General features: G+C 31.4%; 17 protein-coding genes. 1 reads left to right on the top strand and 16 read right to left on the bottom strand.

Annotation, left to right across the window (positions count from 1 at the left end; all coding sequences use genetic code 11):
- Positions 1-11: 11 nt before the first annotated feature.
- From WY13_RS16955 to WY13_RS16925, 7 genes are all read right to left on the bottom strand, one after another.
- Positions 12-2,084, bottom strand: coding sequence for a chemotaxis protein CheA (locus WY13_RS16955; protein WP_063556771.1), 2,073 nt, complete (start codon positions 2,082-2,084; stop codon positions 12-14).
- 12 nt (positions 2,085-2,096) lie between these two features.
- A complete protein-coding gene (locus WY13_RS16950; protein ID WP_063556770.1) occupies positions 2,097-2,864 on the bottom strand; it encodes a CheR family methyltransferase in 768 nt (255 codons plus the stop codon).
- A gap of 4 nt (positions 2,865-2,868) precedes the next feature.
- A complete protein-coding gene (locus tag WY13_RS16945) occupies positions 2,869-3,972 on the bottom strand; it encodes a protein-glutamate methylesterase/protein-glutamine glutaminase (RefSeq protein WP_063556769.1) in 1,104 nt (367 codons plus the stop codon).
- 22 nt (positions 3,973-3,994) lie between these two features.
- Entirely contained in the window at positions 3,995-4,483 is a 489-nt protein-coding gene (locus tag WY13_RS16940) for a chemotaxis protein CheD (RefSeq protein WP_063556768.1), read from the bottom strand.
- 24 nt (positions 4,484-4,507) lie between these two features.
- Positions 4,508-4,954, bottom strand: a complete 447-nt coding sequence (locus WY13_RS16935) for a chemotaxis protein CheW (RefSeq protein ID WP_013237604.1) — start codon at positions 4,952-4,954, stop codon at positions 4,508-4,510.
- A gap of 124 nt (positions 4,955-5,078) precedes the next feature.
- Positions 5,079-7,031, bottom strand: a complete 1,953-nt coding sequence (locus WY13_RS16930; protein WP_063556767.1) for a flagellar assembly protein A — start codon at positions 7,029-7,031, stop codon at positions 5,079-5,081.
- Positions 7,032-7,093: 62 nt separating this feature from the next.
- Complete coding sequence (locus WY13_RS16925; protein WP_063556766.1) at positions 7,094-7,921, bottom strand: aminotransferase class IV; 828 nt, start codon at positions 7,919-7,921, stop codon at positions 7,094-7,096.
- 251 nt (positions 7,922-8,172) lie between these two features.
- Between WY13_RS16925 and WY13_RS16920 the strand changes: the two genes are divergently transcribed.
- Positions 8,173-8,817, top strand: coding sequence for an HAD-IB family hydrolase (locus WY13_RS16920; protein WP_063556765.1), 645 nt, complete (start codon positions 8,173-8,175; stop codon positions 8,815-8,817).
- Positions 8,818-8,986: 169 nt separating this feature from the next.
- Here the strand turns inward: WY13_RS16920 and WY13_RS16915 are convergent, their stop codons facing one another.
- The 9 genes from WY13_RS16915 to WY13_RS16875 form a co-directional block, all read right to left on the bottom strand.
- Positions 8,987-9,334 (bottom strand): DUF1292 domain-containing protein, encoded by a 348-nt coding sequence (locus WY13_RS16915; RefSeq protein WP_013237600.1) that lies wholly within the window; start codon positions 9,332-9,334, stop codon positions 8,987-8,989.
- A 467-nt stretch (positions 9,335-9,801) separates the two neighbouring features.
- On the bottom strand, positions 9,802-13,314 hold the full coding sequence (gene nifJ, locus WY13_RS16910) for a pyruvate:ferredoxin (flavodoxin) oxidoreductase (protein ID WP_063556764.1): 3,513 nt from the start codon (positions 13,312-13,314) through the stop codon (positions 9,802-9,804).
- A 582-nt stretch (positions 13,315-13,896) separates the two neighbouring features.
- Positions 13,897-14,961 (bottom strand): undecaprenyldiphospho-muramoylpentapeptide beta-N-acetylglucosaminyltransferase, encoded by a 1,065-nt coding sequence (locus WY13_RS16905; RefSeq protein WP_063556763.1) that lies wholly within the window; start codon positions 14,959-14,961, stop codon positions 13,897-13,899.
- A gap of 178 nt (positions 14,962-15,139) precedes the next feature.
- Positions 15,140-15,595: an arginine repressor gene (locus WY13_RS16900; RefSeq protein WP_063556762.1), complete on the bottom strand. Its 456-nt coding sequence runs from the start codon at positions 15,593-15,595 to the stop codon at positions 15,140-15,142.
- A gap of 56 nt (positions 15,596-15,651) precedes the next feature.
- Positions 15,652-17,427, bottom strand: a complete 1,776-nt coding sequence (recJ, locus tag WY13_RS16895) for a single-stranded-DNA-specific exonuclease RecJ (protein ID WP_063556761.1) — start codon at positions 17,425-17,427, stop codon at positions 15,652-15,654.
- A gap of 54 nt (positions 17,428-17,481) precedes the next feature.
- On the bottom strand, positions 17,482-18,714 hold the full coding sequence (locus tag WY13_RS16890; protein ID WP_063556760.1) for a M16 family metallopeptidase: 1,233 nt from the start codon (positions 18,712-18,714) through the stop codon (positions 17,482-17,484).
- A 49-nt stretch (positions 18,715-18,763) separates the two neighbouring features.
- The gene (locus WY13_RS16885; RefSeq protein WP_063556759.1) at positions 18,764-19,318 is read right to left on the bottom strand and encodes a DJ-1 family glyoxalase III; all 555 of its coding nucleotides are present in this window, start codon (positions 19,316-19,318) and stop codon (positions 18,764-18,766) included.
- Positions 19,319-19,377: 59 nt separating this feature from the next.
- Positions 19,378-20,367: a lipoate--protein ligase gene (locus tag WY13_RS16880; protein WP_063556758.1), complete on the bottom strand. Its 990-nt coding sequence runs from the start codon at positions 20,365-20,367 to the stop codon at positions 19,378-19,380.
- 550 nt (positions 20,368-20,917) lie between these two features.
- Positions 20,918-23,782, bottom strand: coding sequence for a DNA topoisomerase IV subunit A (locus tag WY13_RS16875; protein WP_063556757.1), 2,865 nt, complete (start codon positions 23,780-23,782; stop codon positions 20,918-20,920).
- Positions 23,783-23,833 lie beyond the last annotated feature (51 nt).

Genomic DNA, 23,833 nt, shown 5'->3' with positions numbered 1-23,833 from the left:
TATTTTCCTCCTTATACCAGGGCAGCAACATCCAATATCAAAGTTACAAGTCCATTTCCCAATATGGTTGCTCCCATATATTCTTTCAAGTTTTTCAGTGTTTTTCCAAGAGGCTTTATAACAATTTCTCTCTGTCCAAGTAAGGAATCTACCATAAGTCCTACAGTTTTTTCTCCTACCCTAACTATTACTATATAATTTTTGTTGCTGTCTGATTTTTCAACACCAAGTTTTTCATAAAGTCTTATAAGTGGTATTACATTTCCATTATATATTATAACTTCTTTATTATTAGTGACCTTCACTAAATCATCTTTATAATCTATAACTCTGTCTACATAGCTTAAAGATATAGCCATGGTTTCATTTCCTACACCTACAAGAAGTACTTGAATTATCTGAAGCGTAAGTGGCAGTCTTATTATAAAAGATGATCCCTTGTCTTTTTCACTTACAAGCTCTACTGTTCCACCAAGAGAGGATATTTTTGTCTTTACTACATCCATTCCAACTCCTCTTCCTGATATATCTGTTACCTCAGTATTGCTGCTTATTCCCTGCATGAATATAAGATTCTTTATGTCAGCTTCTGTCATTCCTTCAGTATTTATACCTGCATTTTCTGCTTTTTCCCTTATCTTATCTACAGGTATTCCACTTCCATCATCTTCAACTTTTATTACAGCTTTAGTTCCTTCCTGATAAGCAATAAGTTTTATTTTACCTACAGGATCTTTTCCTTTTGCAATTCTTTCTTCTTTAGATTCTACACCATGATCTGCTGCATTTCTAAGCAAGTGAATTAGAGGTTCTCCAATTTCATCTATTACTGTTCTGTCAAGTTCTGTATCTGCTCCTTCAATTATAAGTTCCATCTCTTTATCGAGTTCTACAGATAAATCCCTTATCATCCTAGGAAATCTGTTAAATACAGTATCAAGAGGCAGCATTCTTATCTTCATTACTAAATCCTGTAAATCTGAAGTTGTCCTTGCCACCTGCTCTAAAACTTCATTTAATTCGTTTAACTTATAGCTGCTGCTAATTTGCTCCATCCTTGTCCTATTTATAACCAATTCAGATACCATATTCATAAATTTATCTAATCTTTCCAGATCAACTCTTACAGACTGATGCATTTTTTTATGGGGTTCCTTTTTAGAAGGATTTTTACTTTTCTTTTGAGCTATTGCCGCTGGTTTTGGCTTTACTACTTCCTGGGCAGCTTTCTTTTCAGTTTTAGCTTTTATCTCTTCTTCTTTTTTAGCTGAATCTGATTCCATTCTCTTTACTTTTTCCGCCTGGATGTCCACATCTTCCACAGTAACTTCTTCCACTTCAGATATGTTCATTAAAAGTTTATGGACATCTTCTGAAGTACTTTTAGTTAATAAAACAAGGCATATTTCAAATTCAAAATTTTCATTTTCTATATCCTCTGTACTAGGAATAGACTTTATTATTTCTCCTACTGCTTCCAAATCCTTAAATATTAAAAATGCCCTTGCAGATTTCAAAAGAGTACTTTCGCTAAGTTTAATTTTTATTTCATAAGCGTTAAATTGCTTATCCTCAGCTTGTTTAACTACATTTATATCATACTCATTCAATTCTACCATAGAATCTTTGCCTTGAGATTCCACTGCAGCATTTTGTTCCGGGGCATTATTTTCTTTTTCAGGCTTCTTAGCTTCACTGTCATCTTTTTGACCAGATATACTTTCCAATTCTTCAATGATACCCTGAATAGGAGTTTCTTCATCTACCCCGTCTTCTATATTTTTTATCATCTGCTCAAGAGTATCCAGACATTTAAATAAGACTGTAACTACATCTTGATTTACTTTTAGCTGCCCATCCCTAAATTCAGATAATACATCCTCCATTTTGTGAGTAAGTTCAGCCACTTCATTAAATCCCATAGTAGCTGCCATTCCTTTTATTGTATGTGCTACTCTAAAAATTTCATTTACCTTATCTATGTTATCTGGTTCTTGCTCAAGCTGAAGTAGTGATTCATTAAGTGTTTGCAAGTTGTCCATTGATTCCTCTAGAAACATAGACATATACTGCGACGTATCCATTTTATTCCCTCCTTATAGCTTTCTATATATAAAGGTAGAAGCCTTCTCAAAGCCATAATCTCTATAATTGTATATGCTTTCAGTGGCCCCGACAAATAGTAGTCCTCCTTTTTTAAGTGACTTGCTAAACTTTTCATATATTTTATCTTTTACATCTTGATTAAAATATATTACCACATTTCTGCATATTATTAAATCAAAGTTACTTTCATAATTTTGAAGTATCAAATCATGCTTTTTAAATGTGATTAAATTTTTTATTATAGGACTTATAATATATTTATCGTCCTTTATCGTAAAATACTTATCTAAATATTCTTTTTTTACATTTTTTACTTCTGATAAAACATATTCTCCTTTTTTAGCCTTTTCAATTATAGTGTTATCTATATCTGTTGCAATTATGGTGTGTCTAACTCCATGGGACAATTCATCCAAATACATAGCTACTGAATAAGGTTCGGCCCCAATTGAACAAGCTGCACTCCATATTTTCAAAGGACTATTTCTAGGAAGTAGTTCTTCCTTTAATCTAACTTTTAACTCTTCAAATATATCCGGATTTCTAAAAAATTCAGATACATTTATAGTTATAAAGTCTAAAAACTTCTGTCTTTGCTCTCCGTCCCTTTTTAAGAGTTCTATATATTCATCTATACTTTTTGCTCCTACCCTGGACATCAAGCTATTTATTCTCCTATGTAACTGGTTTGGTTTATATGCAGCCAAGTTTATATTGAATTCTCTCAAAACCCACTGCTTAAAATAAGCCATATCCATAAGTCTACCTCCCACCAAACTTTATTATTTTTACTATTTCATTTGCTATTTTGTCTATTGGTAAAACTAAGTCCACTTTTCCTGTGGCATAAGCTGCTTTAGGCATACCATAAATAGTACAGGTTGATTCATCTTCAGAAAGTGTAATTCCTCCATTTTCCTTTATCTCTACAGTTCCCTGTGCTCCATCTCTTCCCATACCTGTCAAAACTACACTTATAATATTTTCTCCATATACTTTTGATGCAGATATAAATAGCTTATCCACTGCAGGCCTTACTCCCCAAATGGCAGGTTCTTTGTTCAAATGTATTCTCTTATCTTTCCATACTTCCATATGAAATCCACCAGGCGCTACATAAACAGTATCCTTTTCAACATTCATACCATCCTCTGCTTCTAATACTCTTATTTTTGAATTAGAATCCAATCTGTCTGCAAAGGCCTTAGTAAATCCTGCAGGCATATGCTGTACCACAAATACCGGCACTCCCATGTTTTGAGGAAATTGTGTTATAACTGAATAAAGTGCTTTAGGTCCTCCCGTAGATGCTCCTATCACTACTGCATTTATATCTTTTTTAATTTTTCTATCTACATTTGAACTTGCGGCCTTTAATGTAGAAGCTTTTTCATTTTTTGATATAGACAGTTGTATATTTTCTTGTGCTTTATTTAGTTTAACTGTATTTGCCAGGTAGGCTCCTTTTATCTTATCTACAAGCTCATTTTTAACTTTATTTATATCCAAAGATATTGTACCTGAAGGCTTAGGTAAAAAATCAAAAGCACCCATATCAAGACATTCCATAGTACGCTTTTTTCCTTCCTTGGAGACACTGCTTAAAACTATTACAGGTATATTAATGCTACTTTTTTTCAATTCTCCTAGTGCTGTTATTCCATCCATCTTTGGCATTTCTACATCTAAAGTTATTACATCAGGCATATTATTTTTAGTAAAATTTAACGATAGCTTCTCTAAAAGATCCTTACCATTTCTAGCAGTCCCTACAACCTTTATAGATTCATCTTCACCTATCATGTCCGAAATAATTTTTCTCATTAATGCAGAGTCATCTACTACTAAAACCTTAATTTTTCCCAAGCATTATCACTCCATTAAATTTTTAAATTTCCTTTATACCAATTCCTACTGTCTTTATCTTGACACCCCCGTCATTGGTATCAAATATCATAGTTCTGCCTTTGTTCCCTCCTAGATCTTCTGCTAATATTGAAATAGAATTTTCTCTTAATATACTTTTTACAGCTTCTCCATTCCTACTTCCTATATTCATGACTACACTTTTATCTGAGAAATTAAACATAGAAGCCCCACCTGCTATTTTAGCCTTCAAATTTCTTTTATTTACACCTAAGGCTTCTAATTTTTCTATCAAAATAGGAATAGCTAAATCTGCAAATTTCATTGGATTTTTTGTATTTGTAAACTGGGTACTGTCTGGCAGCATTATATGTGCCAACCCACCTATACATTTTTCTTTATCATATAGAGCTATACCTACACAGGAACCCAAACCAATGGTTATAATTCTATCAGGGGAACTTGCAGTATTCATATCTGCTATTCCCACTCTTATCTCTTTTATATCCATAAATATACACCTTTCAATTTTTAATTATATGAGCTCCTTTTCTTCCTCCGTAAGTATTTTATCAAGATTTAAGAATATTATTATATTATCTTTTATTTTAATAAGGCCTTTTATATATCTTTTTGATATTTGGGACACTATGTCAGGTGCAACTTCTATATCTGCAGTATTTACATCCGTAACTTCAGATACAACATCAACTATTATTCCTATTTTATTTCCACTTTGTTTCGTAACTATTATCTTAGCCTCTTTACTTTCTTCCGCTGAAGCAAAACCAAATCTCTTACTCAAGGATATTATAGGAAGTATATTTCCTTCGTAATTTATGACTCCCTCTACAAAGTTAGGAGAATCCGGCAGCTTCGTAGTCTCTTCATAACCCAAAATTCTCTCTACTTCCATAATATCTGTAGCATAGTACTCACCATTTATACTAAATATCAATACTTTTATTTCTTTGCCATCCATTTAAAATCCTCCTTAAATAATATTGTTAGCCATCCTTATAAATCCTTATTTAAATCAATTATTACATAATTATAGCATATATCTACTTAAAATAGCATAAATCATGCATTTTGCAACAGGATTTTTATAGAACAAATTTGTCAACTACTATATCCCCTTCCTTCAAATATACATGTACATCCTTACTTGGAGAATCTAGAACAATTTCTTTGTTTTCAATTTTAAATACCGTATTGTGGTAAGCTACATCTGCCCATATATCCCCATTCTTACTTTCTACTTGAAGTTTTGTAGAAACCCCTGCTACACTCCCTACAATCTTACACTTTATTTCATTTTCAGCTTTTAGTGTTCCCCCTCTTGCCACACTCTTTTCTTGCAAAAATTCAATGGAACCATTGGCAGCAATTTGTGATATATATTCTCCTCTTCCTTTTATTATTATATCACCAGAACTCTGTATATTGGAGTCCTGGCAGTAAGATAAAACCACTTTCACAGGAAGTGCCCTTGTGTTTTTTAGTTCCTCTATTTTATCCTCAATAATTTTCATTAATTCATTTAACTGGGAACAACTTTTAATACTTATGGGTCCCATTCCTATAAGTTTGGTTTTGATAAACCTTACAATTTTATCCTCTTGATGATCATCACTTTCAACATTCAAGTCTGCAATTACATTTATGCCCAACTTAATAAGTCCTTTGAATTTACTTTCTAATAATATTTTTATTATTTCTCCGTCTTTTTTACTTTTACCAAGTAGGTTATAATCTTTTATCTCTTTTACGGCCCCAACTAACTGTTCCATACTTTTATTAAATTTACTCAAGTGTTCCATAGCCTTAATTTTCTTTACGCTGTCGCCACCACCACATATTTGGGAGCTAACAACAGTTTGTCCTATACTTATATCTCCTTTTACGTCTAAAGTAGCCCTTTCTACTTCTTTTTCCACAACAAGGTCGTTGCCACATTCTACTTTCATGCCTTCTTTTACATTCCCATGTATAATTACATCACCTATAAAATTTATATTTCCAGTACTTATATCCACATCTCCATTAATCTCATGTACCTGATGAACATAATAAGTGTTGCTTTTTATGGAGGGTTTACCATCTATTGATGCTTCAACAGTGTTTTCATCTTTAAGTACACATCCATTTCCAACCTTTATTTTAATTTGTTTTACTGGTTTACATTTTAAAACCTTTCCAGTAACATCAAATCCATTTTTACCTAAAGTACAATTATGTTTTACTGCAATTATATCCCCCTTTTTTACAACATTTATGGTACCTATACTTTTAAAGTCTATATTTCCCACTGTATCTTCTTTTAAAACTACTGAGGTTTGAAACTTATTCTCTAGAAAATCGTCTTCACCATTTACAGCTTCTTTTCCACAAGCTACTACAAGTTTTTTATCACCGTTTACAGCTTCTTTCAAATTTTCTTCCATTATACCATAAATCACTTTATTATTAGATAATTCGTTCTTGATTTCATTTACTGTATACATAGGAGGCTTTATTGATTGAATTATTTCTCCTTCAAAATTCACTTTATGACTCTCATCTTTGTCTTTTAGTTTGTAAACGTTTTTAGGCGTATATTTAACCTCGGCATATGCTTTCATCCTATCATCAGATAGATATATATTCATTTGTCTCTTCGGTTCATCTTCTTCAAAAACTATTTCTATTTTATTTTTGCTAAATACTTCACATTTATCCTTAACTTCAGCTCCATCTACAAAAATAGATATATTATGTCCCCTATGTATTACCGCAGGTTTCCCATCTTCAATAGGATCCTCTACAATTATTTTGCCATTTTCTAATTTTATGGTTCCATCTTTTTCATTTGTTTTTACAATTTCCTTCTCTGTAACAGAATTTATATTGTTCTGGTTTTCTTCGCCAAAAGATACTTCTATTATTATTTTTTTTCTAAAAATTAATTTGGTTTTCTTCACAACCTCATATTGTAATTTATCTTTTGGCAGATTTAGTTTACAGCTGGCAGATTCTAAGCATTCCTCTAGTGAAGTACCATGAAACAATTCTTTCATAATTATCCCCCCTAATAAAAAACTTCAATATCATATATAATCTATCTTAAGCCTTCTATGTTCTAATCTCTATCAAAATTTTCTATGTCATCCCTTACTTCTTTATCGTATGCCTTTATAATTTTAAGCAGTACTTTATTATTTGAAGAATCAAATTTAATGTTTTCCACTTTTTTTATAGGCAGTACTTTTGGTGACGTACCAGATATAAATAGTGCATCAAATTTTTCTACATCCTTATAGCTTACCTCTTTCTCTGACACCTCAAACCCCACTTTGCTGCAAATATCCATTATAACCCTTCTCGTAGTTCCAGGAAGCACATTTTTTAATGGTGCAGTTACAACAGTATTGTCCTTTATCATAAATATATTGGACTTACTACCCTCTGTAATGTTTCCGTTATTATCTACAAGTATAGCTTCAAATACATTCTTTTCTTTTATCGTACTGTCTACCTTAGTTCTAAATTTATTATTTATTACTTTTGCATTTGGATTTTCTCTTTCTCCATGATAAAATATGGTATCTACTCCCACTTTATACTCTTCTGGAGATGGATAATTATAAGGCAAGAAATAAGTCAAAAATGTATTTTTTTCATAAAAATTAAAAATAATCTTTATATTACCTACGGAAATTTTATTTGCCTTTATAAGTTTTAATATACTATTTTTAATATCTTTTTCATTAAGCCATAATCTCGAATTAGTTATTTTTGCTGAGTTTTCCATACGTCTCAAATGTAACTTTAAAAAAAGGGGTTTCCCATCTATAATACGTATTACCTCATATATAGACTTCCCGTGTTTAAATTCATCCTCTTTAAATTGTTCTTTGTTTTTTAATTCATTATTATATAGAAAAAATTTTTCAATACATTCACTCATGTAAATCAAATCTCCCTTTCATATATTTTCTTAGTATTTAACTAAATGTTGCCATTTAGCCTCTATTATATTCTACATTATTCATGGAAAGTTTTCCACATTTACTCAATAATTAAATTAATAATTAACCCAACTTAAAAAGATTGCCAAGCAATTTTTTTATTACAATTCTAAACAAAACCCTTTACACTAGATAAAGTTTTTAATAGAAGCAAAGTATGATATTATAGTTAAATAAGGAAGTGATTCATTTGGAAAAACTCGCTATATTTGACGTAGATTTTACTCTAACAAATAGTGAAACCTTAATGGAATTTTATATATTTATGGTGAAAAAACGTCCTAGACTCATATTATACGCACCTTTTAGTATTATATCTGCCCTTTTATTTGTACTGAAGGTTTTTAGTGCTAAAAAGGCCAAAGAAAACTTTATTTCATTTATAAATGGAATAAGTGAAAAGGATATGGAACTTCTCACAAAGGAATTTTACGAAAAAAGACTGAGTAAGATATTTTACAAAGATGCTATGTATACCTTAAAAAAATTTAAAAATAGTGGCTATAAAATATATCTAATATCTGCTTCTGCAGAATTTTATTTAAAAGAACTGTATAAAATAGAGGAAGTTGATAAAATAATAGGTACACGATTTCAAATTGTAAATGGAAAACATACTAGAAAAATTCTCGGACAAAACTGCAAAGGAGAAGAAAAGGTAGCAAGGCTTATGGAATCTTTAAAAAAAGACAACATAGAAGTTGACTTTAAAAATTCTTATATGTTCTCAGATTCACTATCTGATTTACCTCTCTTTAAATTGGTAGGCAATCCCTATCTTATAAATTACACAAGAAAAGATAACAAAGGGATTCAAGTTTTAAGCTGGAAGTGAAGTCAATTGAAAATTGACTAAATAATAAATATCAAAGAACAAAACAGATAATAATTTTCCTCCTAACGTCAGAAAATATTAAAATCATCATTATTTGAACTTTGATATTTGAACTTTAAACTTTTTAATTGACAACGTATAGTTAGAAAAACTATACGTTGTCAATTAATTATTCTTCTTCCATTAATTTCTCATAGTACTTTGAAACTTCATCAAATTCGTTATCTTCTGGAATAACAAGCTCTCCTTCATTTTCTACTTTAAATAAATAAGTAGAGCCATTTTCAGGGTTCTCAACTACGGCATATTTTCCTTCTTTATATTCAAAACCATCGACTATTTCACAGGAAACTATCTCTCCATTTTCATCCTCTAAATCTACTATTAAAGGATCTGAATCTTCACAGCCGCATCCACAGCCGCAGTCATGTTCATGTTCGTGTGTTTCTGTGCAGCCACAATTTTCTTCTTGACTAGTACAACCGCAGTTGCATTCATTTAAATTTTCTTTATCCATAAAGTAAACCTGGCATTTATTATTTAACAGTATGTTACAAATATATTTGCCAGGAATCTTCACCTCCTTTTAACTGTTATGTTCTAATTTTAACCTTAATTGCCCTATAATAAAAGTATTTTTTTAATATTTTTAAATGGACAAACTAATTTATTTACCATAATAATAAATCTACCTCATATTTGGCAGTTTAAGAATAATACGAAGTATTATTCTTAAGAGGACAGAAGACAATTGATATAGCCTAAAGGCTTGCAACAAAGTTATCTAGTTATGAGAAATAATTAAAGGTTTTCCGTAGTGTAATGGAGGAAAAGCATCAATCACTGTCCTCTGTCAATTGTCAACTGCCCTCTAAAAAATGCTTCGGAATTTACTTATATACTTATATTAAGTTAAAACTTAGTATATACGAAAAAAGTATCAGACAGCTTACACCATCTGACACTTTTTATTAAATTGCTTGATTACTGTTCGCTGTCAAGCTTTTTATATCCTGCAATTCTTTGAAGAGCATCTTTCTTAGTCTTTTCAAATAATGCATCTGCCTGATCTGGGAATTGTTTAGCAAGTGAAGAGTATCTTACTTCTCCCATTAAAAATTCCTTGAAATCTGTAGTTGGTTCTTTTGAATCCAGGCTAAATGATTTCTTTCCTTCTTCTTTTAATTCTGGATTGTATCTGTAAAGTGCCCAATATCCACAATCAACGGCTCTCTTAGCTTCTTTCTGGCTCTTTCCCATTCCAACTCTTAAACCATGGTTGATACATGGAGCATAAGCTATTATAAGTGATGGGCCATGATAAGCTTCTGCTTCATGAATTGCCTTTAATGCCTGATTCTTATCAGCACCCATTGAAATTTGAGCTACATAAACATATCCATAACTCATAGCCATCATTCCAAGATCTTTCTTCTTAGTCTTCTTACCACTTGCAGCAAATTTAGCTACAGCAGCTGTTGGAGTTGATTTTGAAGATTGTCCACCTGTATTTGAATAAACTTCTGTATCAAGTACAAGAATATTTACATCTTCATTTGAAGCTAAAACATGATCTACTCCGCCGTATCCTATATCATAGCCCCAGCCGTCTCCACCGATTATCCAGTGAGATCTCTTTACTAGGAAGTCTCTATTTTCATAAATATCATTTAATAGAGTATTGCTGCCCTTTTCTTTTTCAAGTAAAGCTACTATTTTGTCAGCTCTTTCTCTTGTTGCTTCACCTTCACTGAAGTTTTTAATCCAATCTTCAAAAGCAGCCTTAAGTTCTGCACTCAAACTACCCTTTAAAGCTTCTTCAATCTTGTCCTGAAGTCTTTCTCTTGTCTGTTTAACTCCAAGGAACATACCTAATCCATATTCAGCATTATCCTCAAATAATGAGTTAGCCCAAGATGGACCATGTCCTCTGTAGTTAGTTGTATATGGTGTTGCTGGTGCTGATGCTCCCCAAATTGATGAACATCCTGTAGCATTTGCTATCATCATTCTGTCACCAAATAATTGAGTTACAAGTTTAACATAAGGAGTTTCTCCGCATCCTGCACAAGCTCCTGAGAACTCAAGTAATGGCTGTTCAAACTGACTTGCTTTTACACTGTATTTGTTCTTCATCGGATTATCCTTATGAGATACAGTATTAACAGCATAATCCCAAGCTTCTGTCTTTGAAAGCTGAGTATCTACTGGCTTCATAACAAGAGCTTTTTCTTTTGCTGGACACACATCTTCACAGTTTCCACATCCTGAACAATCAAGTGGTGAAATAGCCATTGTAAATTTAAGTCCCTTTGCTCCTGTTGCATCTTTACCTTCAAATCCTTGAGGTGCTTTAGCTAATTCTTCTTCAGTTGTAAGAACTGGTCTTATAGCTGCATGTGGACATACAAATGAACACTGGTTACATTGTATACATTTGTCTACTTGCCATTCTGGAACGTTTATAGCTATTCCTCTCTTTTCATAAGCTGCAGTTCCTGCTGGGAATGTACCATCTTCCATTCCTATAAATGCACTTACTGGAAGTTTGTCTCCATCTTGTCTGTTCATAGGGTTAACTATCTTTTCTATGAATGCTGGAGCTTTCTTAGCTTCTACTGCTTCATCTTTAGCATCTTTCCATGAAGCTGGAACATCTATTTTAACTACTGCATTTACGCCCTTGTCTATAGCAGCATTGTTCATATCTACAACTTTTTGTCCCTTCTTACCATAAGAAGTTACAACTGCTTCTTTTAGGTACTTAACAGCATCATCTATTGGAATGATATTTGCAATCTTGAAGAATGCAGACTGGCATATCATGTTTACTCTTCCACCAAGTCCAATTTCCTGTGCTATTTTAACAGCGTTTAATGTATAGAAATTTATGTTATTATTTGCTATATATCTCTTCATTGAAGCTGGCAATTCTTTTTCCAATTCTTCTGGAGTCCAGATTGTATTTAATAAGAAGTTACCGCCTTTTTTAAGTCCTTCAAGTACATTATACTTGTGAACATAAGATTTATTGTGAACTGCAATGAAATCAGCCTTATCTATAAGATATGGTGATTTTATTGGTGATTTACCAAATCTTAAGTGAGAAACTGTTATTCCACCAGATTTCTTTGAATCATATGCAAAGTATCCTTGAGCATACATATCTGTATGGTCTCCAATGATCTTTATAGCACTCTTGTTTGCTCCAACAGTACCATCTGATCCAAGTCCCCAGAACTTACAAGCTGTAGTTCCTTGTGGTGTTGTATTTATATCTTCTCCTATAGGTAATGAAGTATTTGTAACATCATCAACTATGCTTAATGTAAATCTATCCTTAGGTTTGTCTGATTTTAAGTTTTCAAATACTGGTAGAATATGTGATGGTAATACATCTTTTGAACCAAGTCCATATCTTCCACCAACTATAACTGGTTGCACTTCTTGTCCATAGAAAGCATTCTTAACATCTAAGTAAAGAGGTTCTCCAATTGATCCTGGCTCCTTTGTTCTATCAAGAACTGCAATTTTCTTAACAGTCTTTGGTATGTATTTCATAAAGTGTTCTATTGAGAATGGTCTATATAAATGAACTGTAAGTAATCCAACTTTTTCACCTTTTGCAGTTAAGTAATCAATTACTTCTTCTACAGTTTCACAGACAGAACCCATAGCTATTATAATTCTCTCTGCATCCTTTGCTCCATAGTAATTAAATAAGTGATATTCTCTTCCTGTAAGTTTAGTTATTTCTTGCATATAGCCTTCAACTATTTCTGGAAGTGCTTCGTAGTACTTATTTGAAACTTCTCTTTCCTGGAAGTATATATCAGGATTTTGAGCTGTACCACGAGTTACTGGATGATCTGGATTTAAAGCTCTTCTTCTAAAATCATTCAAAGCTTTCTGATCAACTAATTTTGCTAATTCATCATACTCTAATAATTCGATTTTTTGAATTTCATGAGAAGTTCTGAATCCATCAAAGAAGTTTACAAATGGAACTCTTCCTTTTATTGCTGATAAATGTGCTACTGCTGAAAGATCCATAACCTGTTGTACTGAACTTTCTGCAAATAGAGCAAATCCAGTTTGTCTTGTTGCCATAACATCTTGGTGATCACCAAATATGTTAAGTGAATTTGCAGCTACTGCTCTAGCTGATACATGAAATACTCCTGGCAATAATTCACCAGCAATCTTATACATGTTAGGTATCATAAGTAATAAGCCTTGAGATGCAGTATATGTACTAGTCAATGCTCCTGCCTGTAATGAACCGTGTACAGCTCCTGATGCTCCAGCCTCCGATTGCATCTCCATAACTTTTACTTCTTGTCCAAAAATATTTTTCTTTCCCTTAGCTACCCATTCATCTACATGTTCTGCCATTGGTGATGATGGAGTTATTGGATAAATAGCTGCTACATCAGTAAATGCATAGGAAATATAAGCAGCAGCAGTATTTCCATCCATAGTTTTCATTTTACGCATAAAAATTCCTCTCCTTTTCAAGTATATAATTAAATCTTTTTATTAAACTAGCAATAGTATAAAATTACTTACATCGTACTATTTAGATTTAATACAAAATACAATCTTAAATAACTATACTTATTTTTCATTTATAATTAATACAGTTTAATCTTGTCACTAGTACAGCATTTCTTTTACAATTAAAGATTTGTATTAAGCATCTAAAAAAGCACATTGAAAAGTACTTAACTATCTTTATTAAATTAAGTATCTTATATATTCTACTATTTTAATATACATCAAAATCCTAAACATGTAAAATACATTTTGAAAAAATTAAAAATTAATTTAAAATCTTATATTACAGGTGTGTATTTTTTCTAATACAGCTTTATTTAAATTTATAATAACCTGTAAAAAAGAATACGAGTAATGCTTTTCACCTTTGTTTATAACTCTACATTATTCTCTACTATTTTTCAAGTAATTTATGGTATTTTTTAAATTTTTATGGTTGTCTTGCACTAAATAGCTGTTTAATTGTTAACTTTTTTATATAACAGCTTTTTAAGGTTATTATACAAATTTTTAATATTAAACTTAAATGCTATATTTTTCTATTAAATTTATGATTTTACCTACTGCATCCTGTACAGGGCTTGCCTCCATATTATTTATATATTCATTTCTAGAGCTATAGAGTTTAAAAATTCTATCTAAAAGTACCTGAGAAGTAAGTTCCTCTTCCTGGAGGACCATACTATATCCACTTTTTTCAAAAGAAGCTGCATTTAAAATCTGATCTCCCCTACTAGATTTTTTAGATAGTGGAATTAGCAAGTTTGGCTTTTTTAAGGCAAGTAATTCAAATATCACATTTGCACCAGCCCTAGATATAACTATATCTGCTGCATTCATTATATGCGGCAATTCTTCATTTATGTACTCAAACTGTACATATCCCTTTCTCTCCTTAAGGGATTTATCTAAATTTCCTTTTCCACATATGTGAACTATATTATAATTTTTCAAAAGCTCATTTAGTGAATTTCTAACTGTATTATTTATAAACATAGATCCTAGGCTTCCACCTATTATGAGAAGTACTGGTTTCTCATTATCAAATCCACACATTCTCCTTCCTATTATCCTACTTCCATCTAGAAGTTCCTTCCTTATAGGAGTTCCTGTTAAAACTGAGTTATTGCCCTTTATGTTTTTTAAAGACTCCGGAAATGTAGCACAAATCTTAGTACAATAAGGTGCAGACAATCTATTTGCAAGTCCGGGAGTTATATCTGATTCATGGGCAATGACAGGTACTTTATTTATATGTGCAGCAATTACCACAGGAACTGAAACAAATCCCCCTTTTGAAAACACTATGTTAGGTTTTTCCTTTCTTATTATAAGTATAGCTTGAAGTATTCCCTTTAAAACTTTAAATGGATCAGTAAAATTCTTTATATCAAAATACCTTCGGAGTTTACCACTGGATATTATATGATACTTTATTTTTTGATCTTCTATTATTTTTCTTTCAATTCCATTTTCGGTTCCTATATACTGTATGTTATATCCTAGTTCTTTTAATCTTGGAACTAAGGCAAGATTAGGTGTAACATGTCCAGCAGAGCCTCCACCTGTAAGTATTATTTTTTTCAAGTTTTATTTCCTCCTCGTACAATTTTTCCAACTCTTAGATTTATTATAGTAATTATTTATACTTTGTACAACAATAGAAGCAATATACATATTTATGACTTAGGATTTTACATTATACGGAATCTAAAAAAGGAAAGCCCTATTTACGAATTAGTTTATACAGAAGAATATATACTTTTTATTGATTAGAAATCATCTTTTTAATTTTTTCAGTCAAACTCATGGCTGTTTTTTCATCTGTTGTTATTACAAATAATGTATTATTCCCAGCTACAGTGCCAATAACCCCATTGAAAGCTAAAGAGTCTGCAGCTTCTGCTGCTGCCTTGGCTGAGCCAGATAAAGTTTTTATTACAACAAAATTTTTCATAGTTTGTACATCAATGACTGTTTGTGAAAATATAGCTACTATTTTATCAGGAAATAGTTTTCCTGTGTGCCTTACAACAGAATATTTCGATTTCCCATTTTGGCCCACTACTTTTGTAATTTTTAATTTCTTTATATCTCTTGACACAGTGGCTTGAGTTACTTCTATTCCAGCACTCTTAAGCTCTTCTACTAGCTCCTCCTGTGTTTCTATATCCTTTGAATTAATAATTTCAAGTATTTTTGTATGTCTTGCAGTTTTCATATATAATCTCTCCATTTATCAATTTTAAAAAATATAAATCAAGTTTTATTTCTATTTTATGCTAATCTAAAATCTTTTAATATAAGCTGTATATTCTTATTCCCTTTATATTCATTAACAGAAGGCAAATATATAAAATCCATTTTTAGATTTTTAAAATCATTATTTAAAATTTTATAAGCTGCTCCACTTCCATAAGCTTTAAATACCAATTGTCTAAACTTTTCCCCTCCGTCAAAAGATAGTGCATCAATTTTGTTTAAACTATTTTTCAGCCTGCAGAATAGTTTCAAAGTATTTTTGTCCTTACCTATGAAATAAACTCTGAATACATCCACATTTTTTTCTCCAAATACAGGTGTAGAATTTCCTTTGCCAAAAGGCTCTAATCTCTTTATATCTTCTATCATTTTAAAAGATATGCTGTTTAAGGGAACCTGTTTATCTATTCTAATCTTAGGTATTATATCCTCATCTGTAAGTTTGCAATTTTTATTTAACTTATCTCTAAGCTTATGTATATTTCCCTCTTCTATAGACAACCCTGCTGCTAAAGGATGACCTCCAAATTGACACATTAACTCCTTGCATTTTACAAGTTCTTCAAACATATTATAACCTTCAATAGATCTACCCGAACCTTTAGAAAAGTCCTTTCCATTAGTTATCACAATAGAAGGTACATTATATCTTTCTTTAAGCCTTCCTGCAACTATTCCTGCTATACTTTCATGTACTCCTTTTTCATATACCACAAGTACTTTGTCCTTTTTCAAATCTGACTTTTCAACTTTATCTATTATTTTATTTAGACTATCAATCGTCATATCCTGCCTATGAATATTCAACTCATGAAGTTTCTTGGCAAGTTCATGTGCCCTATCCGGATCTTTACAAAGTAAAAGTTCCAGTGCTAAAGATGCACTTTCAAGTCTTCCCGTAGCATTTATACAAGGTCCTATTACAAATCCTATATGGTAAGAATTCAAGGTTTTACCTTCTAATGAGGTCTCTTTTATAAGTTCTCCTATTCCTAAATTTTCTGTGTTATTTAACATTTCAAGGCCTTTTTTAGCTATAATTCTATTTTCACCTATGAGATCCACCACATCGCATATAGTTCCAATAGCTGCATACTCGATAAATTTAAGTGCCTCTTCCTGTTGTATATTAAATTTATCATAAAGCACTTGAATAAATTTAAAAGCAACCCCTGCTCCACAAAGTTTTTTAAAAGGATATTTGCAGTCTTCCTGTTTTGGGTCAATAACAGCATCTGCTTCAGGAATTAAGAATTTTCTTTTTCCATCTTCATTATCTGAAAAAGGTATATCATGATGGTCAGTTATGACTACCTGCATATTTAATTCCACAGCCCTTTTAATTTGATCCAGTGCCGAAATTCCATTGTCACAAGTTATTATAAGCTGGATTCCATCTTCCTTGAGTTTTTCTATACTATGAATATTTATTCCATAACCTTCTGTAATTCTGTCAGGAATATGGTATTTTACCACAGCACCACACCTTAAAAGTCCACAGTACAATATATAAGTGCTCATTACTCCATCCACATCATAGTCTCCATATACTGCTATATTTTTTTTCTCTTTTATAGCACTATATATTATATCCACACCACTTTCCATGTCTTTCATGAGCAGCGGATTCTGGAGATCTCTCATGGAGGGATTTATAAAACTTTTTATCTCTCCCTGTGTTTCTATTTCCCTATTTACAAGAATTGAAGCTACAACTTCACTTATTCCTGCCATTTTGGCAATAGCTTTTACATCTTTTTTACACCTTTTTAACATCCACTTTGCCTGCAATAACGACACCCCCCTTTTTAATAATCATGCTCAATTCACAATTTGTGAATTAATTTAGTTTCCAGTTAAAATCTGTATAGAGGGTTTAACCATAACCTTGTTTACAACTTCAATTATATCTTCTTCTCGAACATCATCTAAATTATATGTATTTGAATAACCATCATATCTGCACCCTCTTTGCATAAGTTCAGAAGTAACAACTTCTTTACAAAATTCAATGGATCTTTCAAATTTTATTTCCCTCTTTAAATTTATGCTTTTACTTAAAGCATTTATTTTAGCCCTAGTAAAGTACCCTTTTAAACATTTCAATTTGTCTATTGTATCAGAAGTTATAGAAATTGCTTTTTTTACATTTTCAAAAGAAGTGCCCATATTTATAGAAAGAAGTTTTATTCCCCTTTCATTTTTTATGCTGCTTCCAACTTCATAGGCCAGTGCATTTTCTGTCCTTATCTTATTAAAAAGAATACTATCTGTACCTTGTCCAAAAGCAGAATTAAGAAGAAGTAGAGCTTTGGATTCCTTATGATTTAATTTTTGTATATCAAATATATATTGAATTTTAGCTCCAGTTATACCTGGTACAATTTCTTCAAACGCTCCAGTTCTCACTGCTTCGCACAAACTTTTTTCATGCACACATTTTTTAAAATCACTTTTCCATAATCCAAAATATATGCTTATTATGTCCCTTATAAAGTTAATATTTAAAGACGAACATACACAAATGGTACAATTTCCAGGAAAATAAAAGTCATGATAAAAACTTTTTATTTCATCTAAAGTAATTGATTCTATGCTGTTTTTATTACCTACTATAAGTTCTCTTATCCTTCTTTTTTTAAAGGAATTTCTAAAAAGAGTACTCTCACAATGCCTATACATATCATCTTTCCATTCTTTAATTTCCTGAAGTATTACATTTATCTCTTCCTTAAAACCTTTAGTTGAAAAAAGAGGATTCAAGAGCAGGTCACTGTAAAGTTCAACTGCTCTTTCCAAATCCTCTGAGAGACATGTACCATAGTAAATTGTATATGGATAATTTGTCATAGCATTTTCAAATCCAAATATACTTTCAAGTTCAAAATTTATCTGATTTTCACTTCTATTTTTACTTCCCTTAGATATAAGGTGTTCTACTGCATGAGCTGTACCTAAATGAAATTTTTTTTCTTCTTCCAGCGCCCCTGCATTAAACCCTATACAGAGGGAAGTTACTTTTCCTTCTCTATATTCATATAACAATTTCAACCCATTATCTAATATATATTCTTGCAAGCCTTGCCTCCATATGTATTTTATATTTTCTATTTACATTATAATACTGTCAAACTAAATTAAAAAGCATATCTTTTTTTAACTTTTCCACGGTGTCTTTGTCTACCAAATTTTCTAAAACTTTAAAAGCAAAATGCATGGCAGTGGCAGGGCCCCTACTTGTTATAATATTCCCATCTTGGACTACTATATCTTCACTATAGCTTACAGGTGCTATATCATCTTCATATCCTGGATAGGAAGTTACCTTTTTGTCTTCAATAATGCCTGCCTCTTTTAATACTATAGGTCCTGCACAAATAGCAGCTACTATCTTTTTAGAATTATTGAAGTCTTTTACAGCTTGTACAACCTCACGGTTATCCCTTAAATTAGCTGCTCCAGGCATTCCACCAGGTATTATTAAAGCATCATATTTATCCGTATTGGTTTTCTCTAATAAACTATTGGCTTTTACATGTATCTCATGGGTACCCATTACATCATCTTCAGAATTTATAGAACAAGTTATACAGTGTACCCCACCTCTTCTCAAAACATCTACACAAGTTAAAGCCTCTACTTCTTCAAAACCTCTTGCAAGTAAAACTATAGCCTTTTTCATAACACAACCACCTCAAATCAATTATAGCACAGTATTAAATTGATAATTATACATATAAATCATAAAAATAATTTCATAAAGTCAGCATTAGTTAATTTTAAAATATACTTTGACACGTCTTTTTTTTCTATAATATTTTTTATCTCTTTAATATTAAACTTTTTATCAATAAATAGATCTTCCATCTCCTTTATAGGATTTTCCTCAAAGAAATCTCCCTCTACTTTAAATTCTTTTATTATTCCGTCAACTACATTTGCCTTAACACATATACTTCCTGCATCAAATCTCATTTCTTTATTATAATTAAACTTAGGAGATTTCCCAAAATTCCATTCCCAGGTGCCATACTTATTGTTAACAAGTTCATTTATCTTTTTCGTATCTTCCTCACTTAAAACATAACTTTTGGGATTCTCTTTTCTGCTTTCAAAAAAGCACTCAATTAACATATCTTTGAATTTTATAAGTGATACTCCCTTATCAATATGTTCACTTATATTTGTAACTCTGCTTTTTACTGATTTTATTCCCTTAGATTCAAATTTTTCTTTTTTTACTTTTAATGCCTTTGACAATATAGTTAAATCACTTGAAAATAAAATTGTTCCATGATGCAATAACTTTTCCTTATGAAAATACTGTGAATTACCAGAAAACTTTTTTCCATCTATCAAAATGTCATTTCTGCCGCTGAAAGTTGCTTTAACTCCCAGCTTATTTAGACAGGATACTACTGGCAGTGAAAAGAAAGAGAAATCGTTTTTATGCAGTTTGGATTTATTTTTTATTATAGTAAAATTCAAATTGCCAAGATCATGGTATACTGCACCTCCACCAGACAATCTTCTCACAACTTTAATATTGTTTTTATCTACATATTCCAGATTTAATTCTTCATAAGTATTTTGATTTTTGCCAACTACTATAACTGGTTCATTCTGCCATAATATTAATATATCTTCCCCTAAATCTTTATATTTCACAAAATATTCCTCAAGGGCAAGGTTAAAATATGGATTATTTGAATTATTAACAACATTTATCATTATTTTTTCTCCTTTGCGCATATGTGTTTCTAAACAAAAAATCAACTTATACTTCGGGATATTTTTTACAACCTTCAGCTTAATATTTTTTTACTATAACTCAATTATACTATATATAGTTTATTAGTGAAAAGTTGAGTATTTAATATTTTATTTTAAAACTCACAGAAAAGAGCCATACTTTAAAAGAACCAGTTATGTTATTAGTTCTTTTAAAGTATGACTCTCTTTAAATTTCGCATTTTAAAAATTTTGCAAAGCACTTTTTAGAGGACATAGGACAGTGAAGGTAAGTTTTCTTCCTTATGTCAGAAAACTAATTTATTTTTTTAAGCTTGTTTTGCTAATGCAAAAAGCTTAAAATTTATATAAGTCAGCGATATTTCGCTTTAGCGAAATGAGCCATTAAAAATTTAATTAAAGATTTTTCGTAGTGCAGCGGAGAAAAATCCTCCTTCACTGTCCTCTGTCAATTGTCCTCTGTCCTCTCAAAAATATTGCGACGCAATTTTTTTATATTAACTTAATTTCATGTGCGAAAGTTGAGTACTTAATAAACTTTTTTAACTTTATCATCCATAACTATGAGCATAATGCTTTTGCCCCTTCCTGCTCTATTTTGAAGAACTACATCTTTTAAATTTATCTGCTCTTTGTTTCCCTTTTCAGAAATTAGGTTTAGCTTACGATCTTTATTATCATTACCATCTATGAGAAAACAATATGATACCTTATCATCTTCCTTCAAACTTATAGCTGTAACACCTGCAGCTAATTTTCCCATAGTATTTACGGTATTTGCTTTAAACTTTATTCCCATTCCTCTTTCAGTTATTAAAAATATTTCTATTTCTTCCTTGTCACTGTATTCTACATTTACAAGAGAATCTTTTTTATCCTTAAATTTATAAGCAATAGAACATCCAGCAGCCTGTTTAAATTCCATTAATGCCGTCTTTTTTACCATACCATATTGGGTAAAAAAGTATACATATCCACAATCAAAATTTTCCACAGAAATTATCTTTAGTATATTACCTACATCTATATTGTTTATAAGTACCTTAATATCTATACCACTATTATCTACGTTCTGAATCATAAAAGCAGGTATAGAAAAAACTTCTCCATCTAATGTAAATATCAATATGTAACTTGAAGAATTGGTAAACACACTTTTAGAAGATTTTCCTGAATTTAAAACTTTAATTATCCCAGCCTTATTTATGTTTATATAAAACTTTTTATATTCTGGTGCTGTTGAAAAATCCATCTTTAACGCAAAATCTTCTCCTTGTAATGTAACAAGTGGTGTAGTAACTATATTCCTATCTTCTAAATTAAGTTCTGGACTTCTTACCGTAAACTCAAGTCCGGATTTAGTTTCTACTTTTATAAATTCTACTTTTGCACTTCTATCAACAAGTTCTACCCCTATAAGTTTTTCCCCACTTTTTAATTTCAATGCCATAAGCTTTGTATAATTTGTAATAAATGACTCAATTCCTGTTCTTTTTATTCCACCAATGCTAGTAAAAAATACAAAATCCTTTTGCAAATTAAAATCTTTTATACTGTATACTGCAGTTATATGATTTTCTTCTAAATTAATTCCCTTTATTAAATTATCCAGCTTTTCGCCTTTTTCCTTCCACTTAAAATCAGGGATATCCATTCCTCTAATCCTGTACATATCACCGGAATCTGTAAAGAACATAAGGGTATCTCTTGTGCTGGAATTTATAAAGTACTGGTTGAAATCTCCTTCTCTATATTCTATATCTTCAACTTTTCCACTAGAGCGATTATAACTTTTTAAAGAGGTCCTCTTTATGTATCCCTCCTTTGACATAGTGATAACTATATCTTCATCAATTATAATTTCATCTACGTCTATTTTTGCCTTTTCATCTTCTTCAACAATAGCAGTTCTTCTATCGTCCCCATACTTTTCTCCAACTTCAATAAGTTCCTTTTTTATAACTTTAAGAATTTCCTTCTCACTTTCCAATATTTTAGTAAGTTTTTTTATAACTTTCAAAAGTTTTTCATGTTCTTTTTCAAAAGATTCTATTTCAAGTCCAGTGAGCCTGTACAGCATAAGCTCCAATATAGCCTCCGCCTGAGGGTATGTAAAATCAAACTGTTTCATAAGGTTTGAAGCAGCATCTTTTTTCGATTTAGAACTTCTAATAGTCTTTATAATTTCATCCATTATGCCTAGAGCTTTTATAAATCCCTCTACAATATGAAATCTCTTTTTTGCTTCTTCCAATTCCCTTTTAGTTCTCTTTGTTATTATTTCCTTTTGGTATTCCACATAATATTTCAATATGAGTTTTAACCCCATAGTTATTGGCTTTCCATCTCCTAATGCTACCATGTTAAAAGATATATTGCATTGGAGATCCGTTTTCTTCAGTAAATATTTTAAAATCTTTTGAGCCAATTTCATATCTGTAGATTTTTTAAATTCTATTACTGCTCTTATACCACTTCTATCAGATTCATCCCTTATGTCTGATATAGGCTCTAGTGCCCTCGCATACCTTTTGTCTGCAGTCATTTCAGAAATTACCTGAAGTAATTTTGCCTTACTCCTTCTATAAGGGAACTCTGTAATAACTATTCCAAGTCTTCCGCTGTCCAATTTTTCTATGGAAGTCTTGGCCCTTAGTGTAACTTTTCCTTCTCCTGTTTCATAGGCTGAAATCATAGATTTTTTACCTATAATTATTCCTCCTGTAGGTAAATCCGGTCCTTTTATGTAATTCATAAGTTCTTCTACAGTTATATCTCTATTATCAATATATGCTACAGTCGCATCTATTACTTCTCTTAAATTATGTGGAGGTATGTTAGTGGCAAGACCTACGGCTATTCCAAAAGCTCCATTTACAAGTAAGTTAGGATATCTTGCTGGAAGAACTTCCGGTTCCTTTTCAGATCCAGAATAATTATCCACCATATTTACTACACCTTTTTCTATATCTCTTATCATCTCCATAGCAATTGGTGTAAGTCTTGCTTCTGTATAACGCATGGCAGCTGCACTATCTCCATCCTGACTTCCCCAATTTCCATGACCATCTATAATTGGCATCCTAGTTGTAAAATCCTGGGCTAATATTACCATGGCGTCATATACGGAAGTATCTCCATGAGGATGGTATTTTCCAAGGATGTCTCCTACTATCCTTGCAGATTTATAGTACGGTTTGTCTGGAAACGCCTTTAACATATATGAACCATATATTATCCTTCTATGCACAGGTTTTAACCCATCTCTGACATCAGGAAGTGCCCTGTCCTTTGCCACTTCTACTGCATAAGGAAGATAATTGTCCGGCATAGCTTCTTCTATAGGAATTTTTATTATATTGTTATCTTTTGGAATTACTGTGTTCTTAACCAAATCCATTTCCTCCGATTCTTTCACTTTAGACTATAGGTTATCTAATAGAAT

Source organism: Clostridium ljungdahlii (genome assembly GCF_001636845.1).
Lineage (GTDB): Bacteria > Bacillota > Clostridia > Clostridiales > Clostridiaceae > Clostridium_B > Clostridium_B ljungdahlii_A.
Note: the sequence above shows the minus strand (reverse complement) of the source record. Positions and strands in the feature narration are given on the sequence as shown.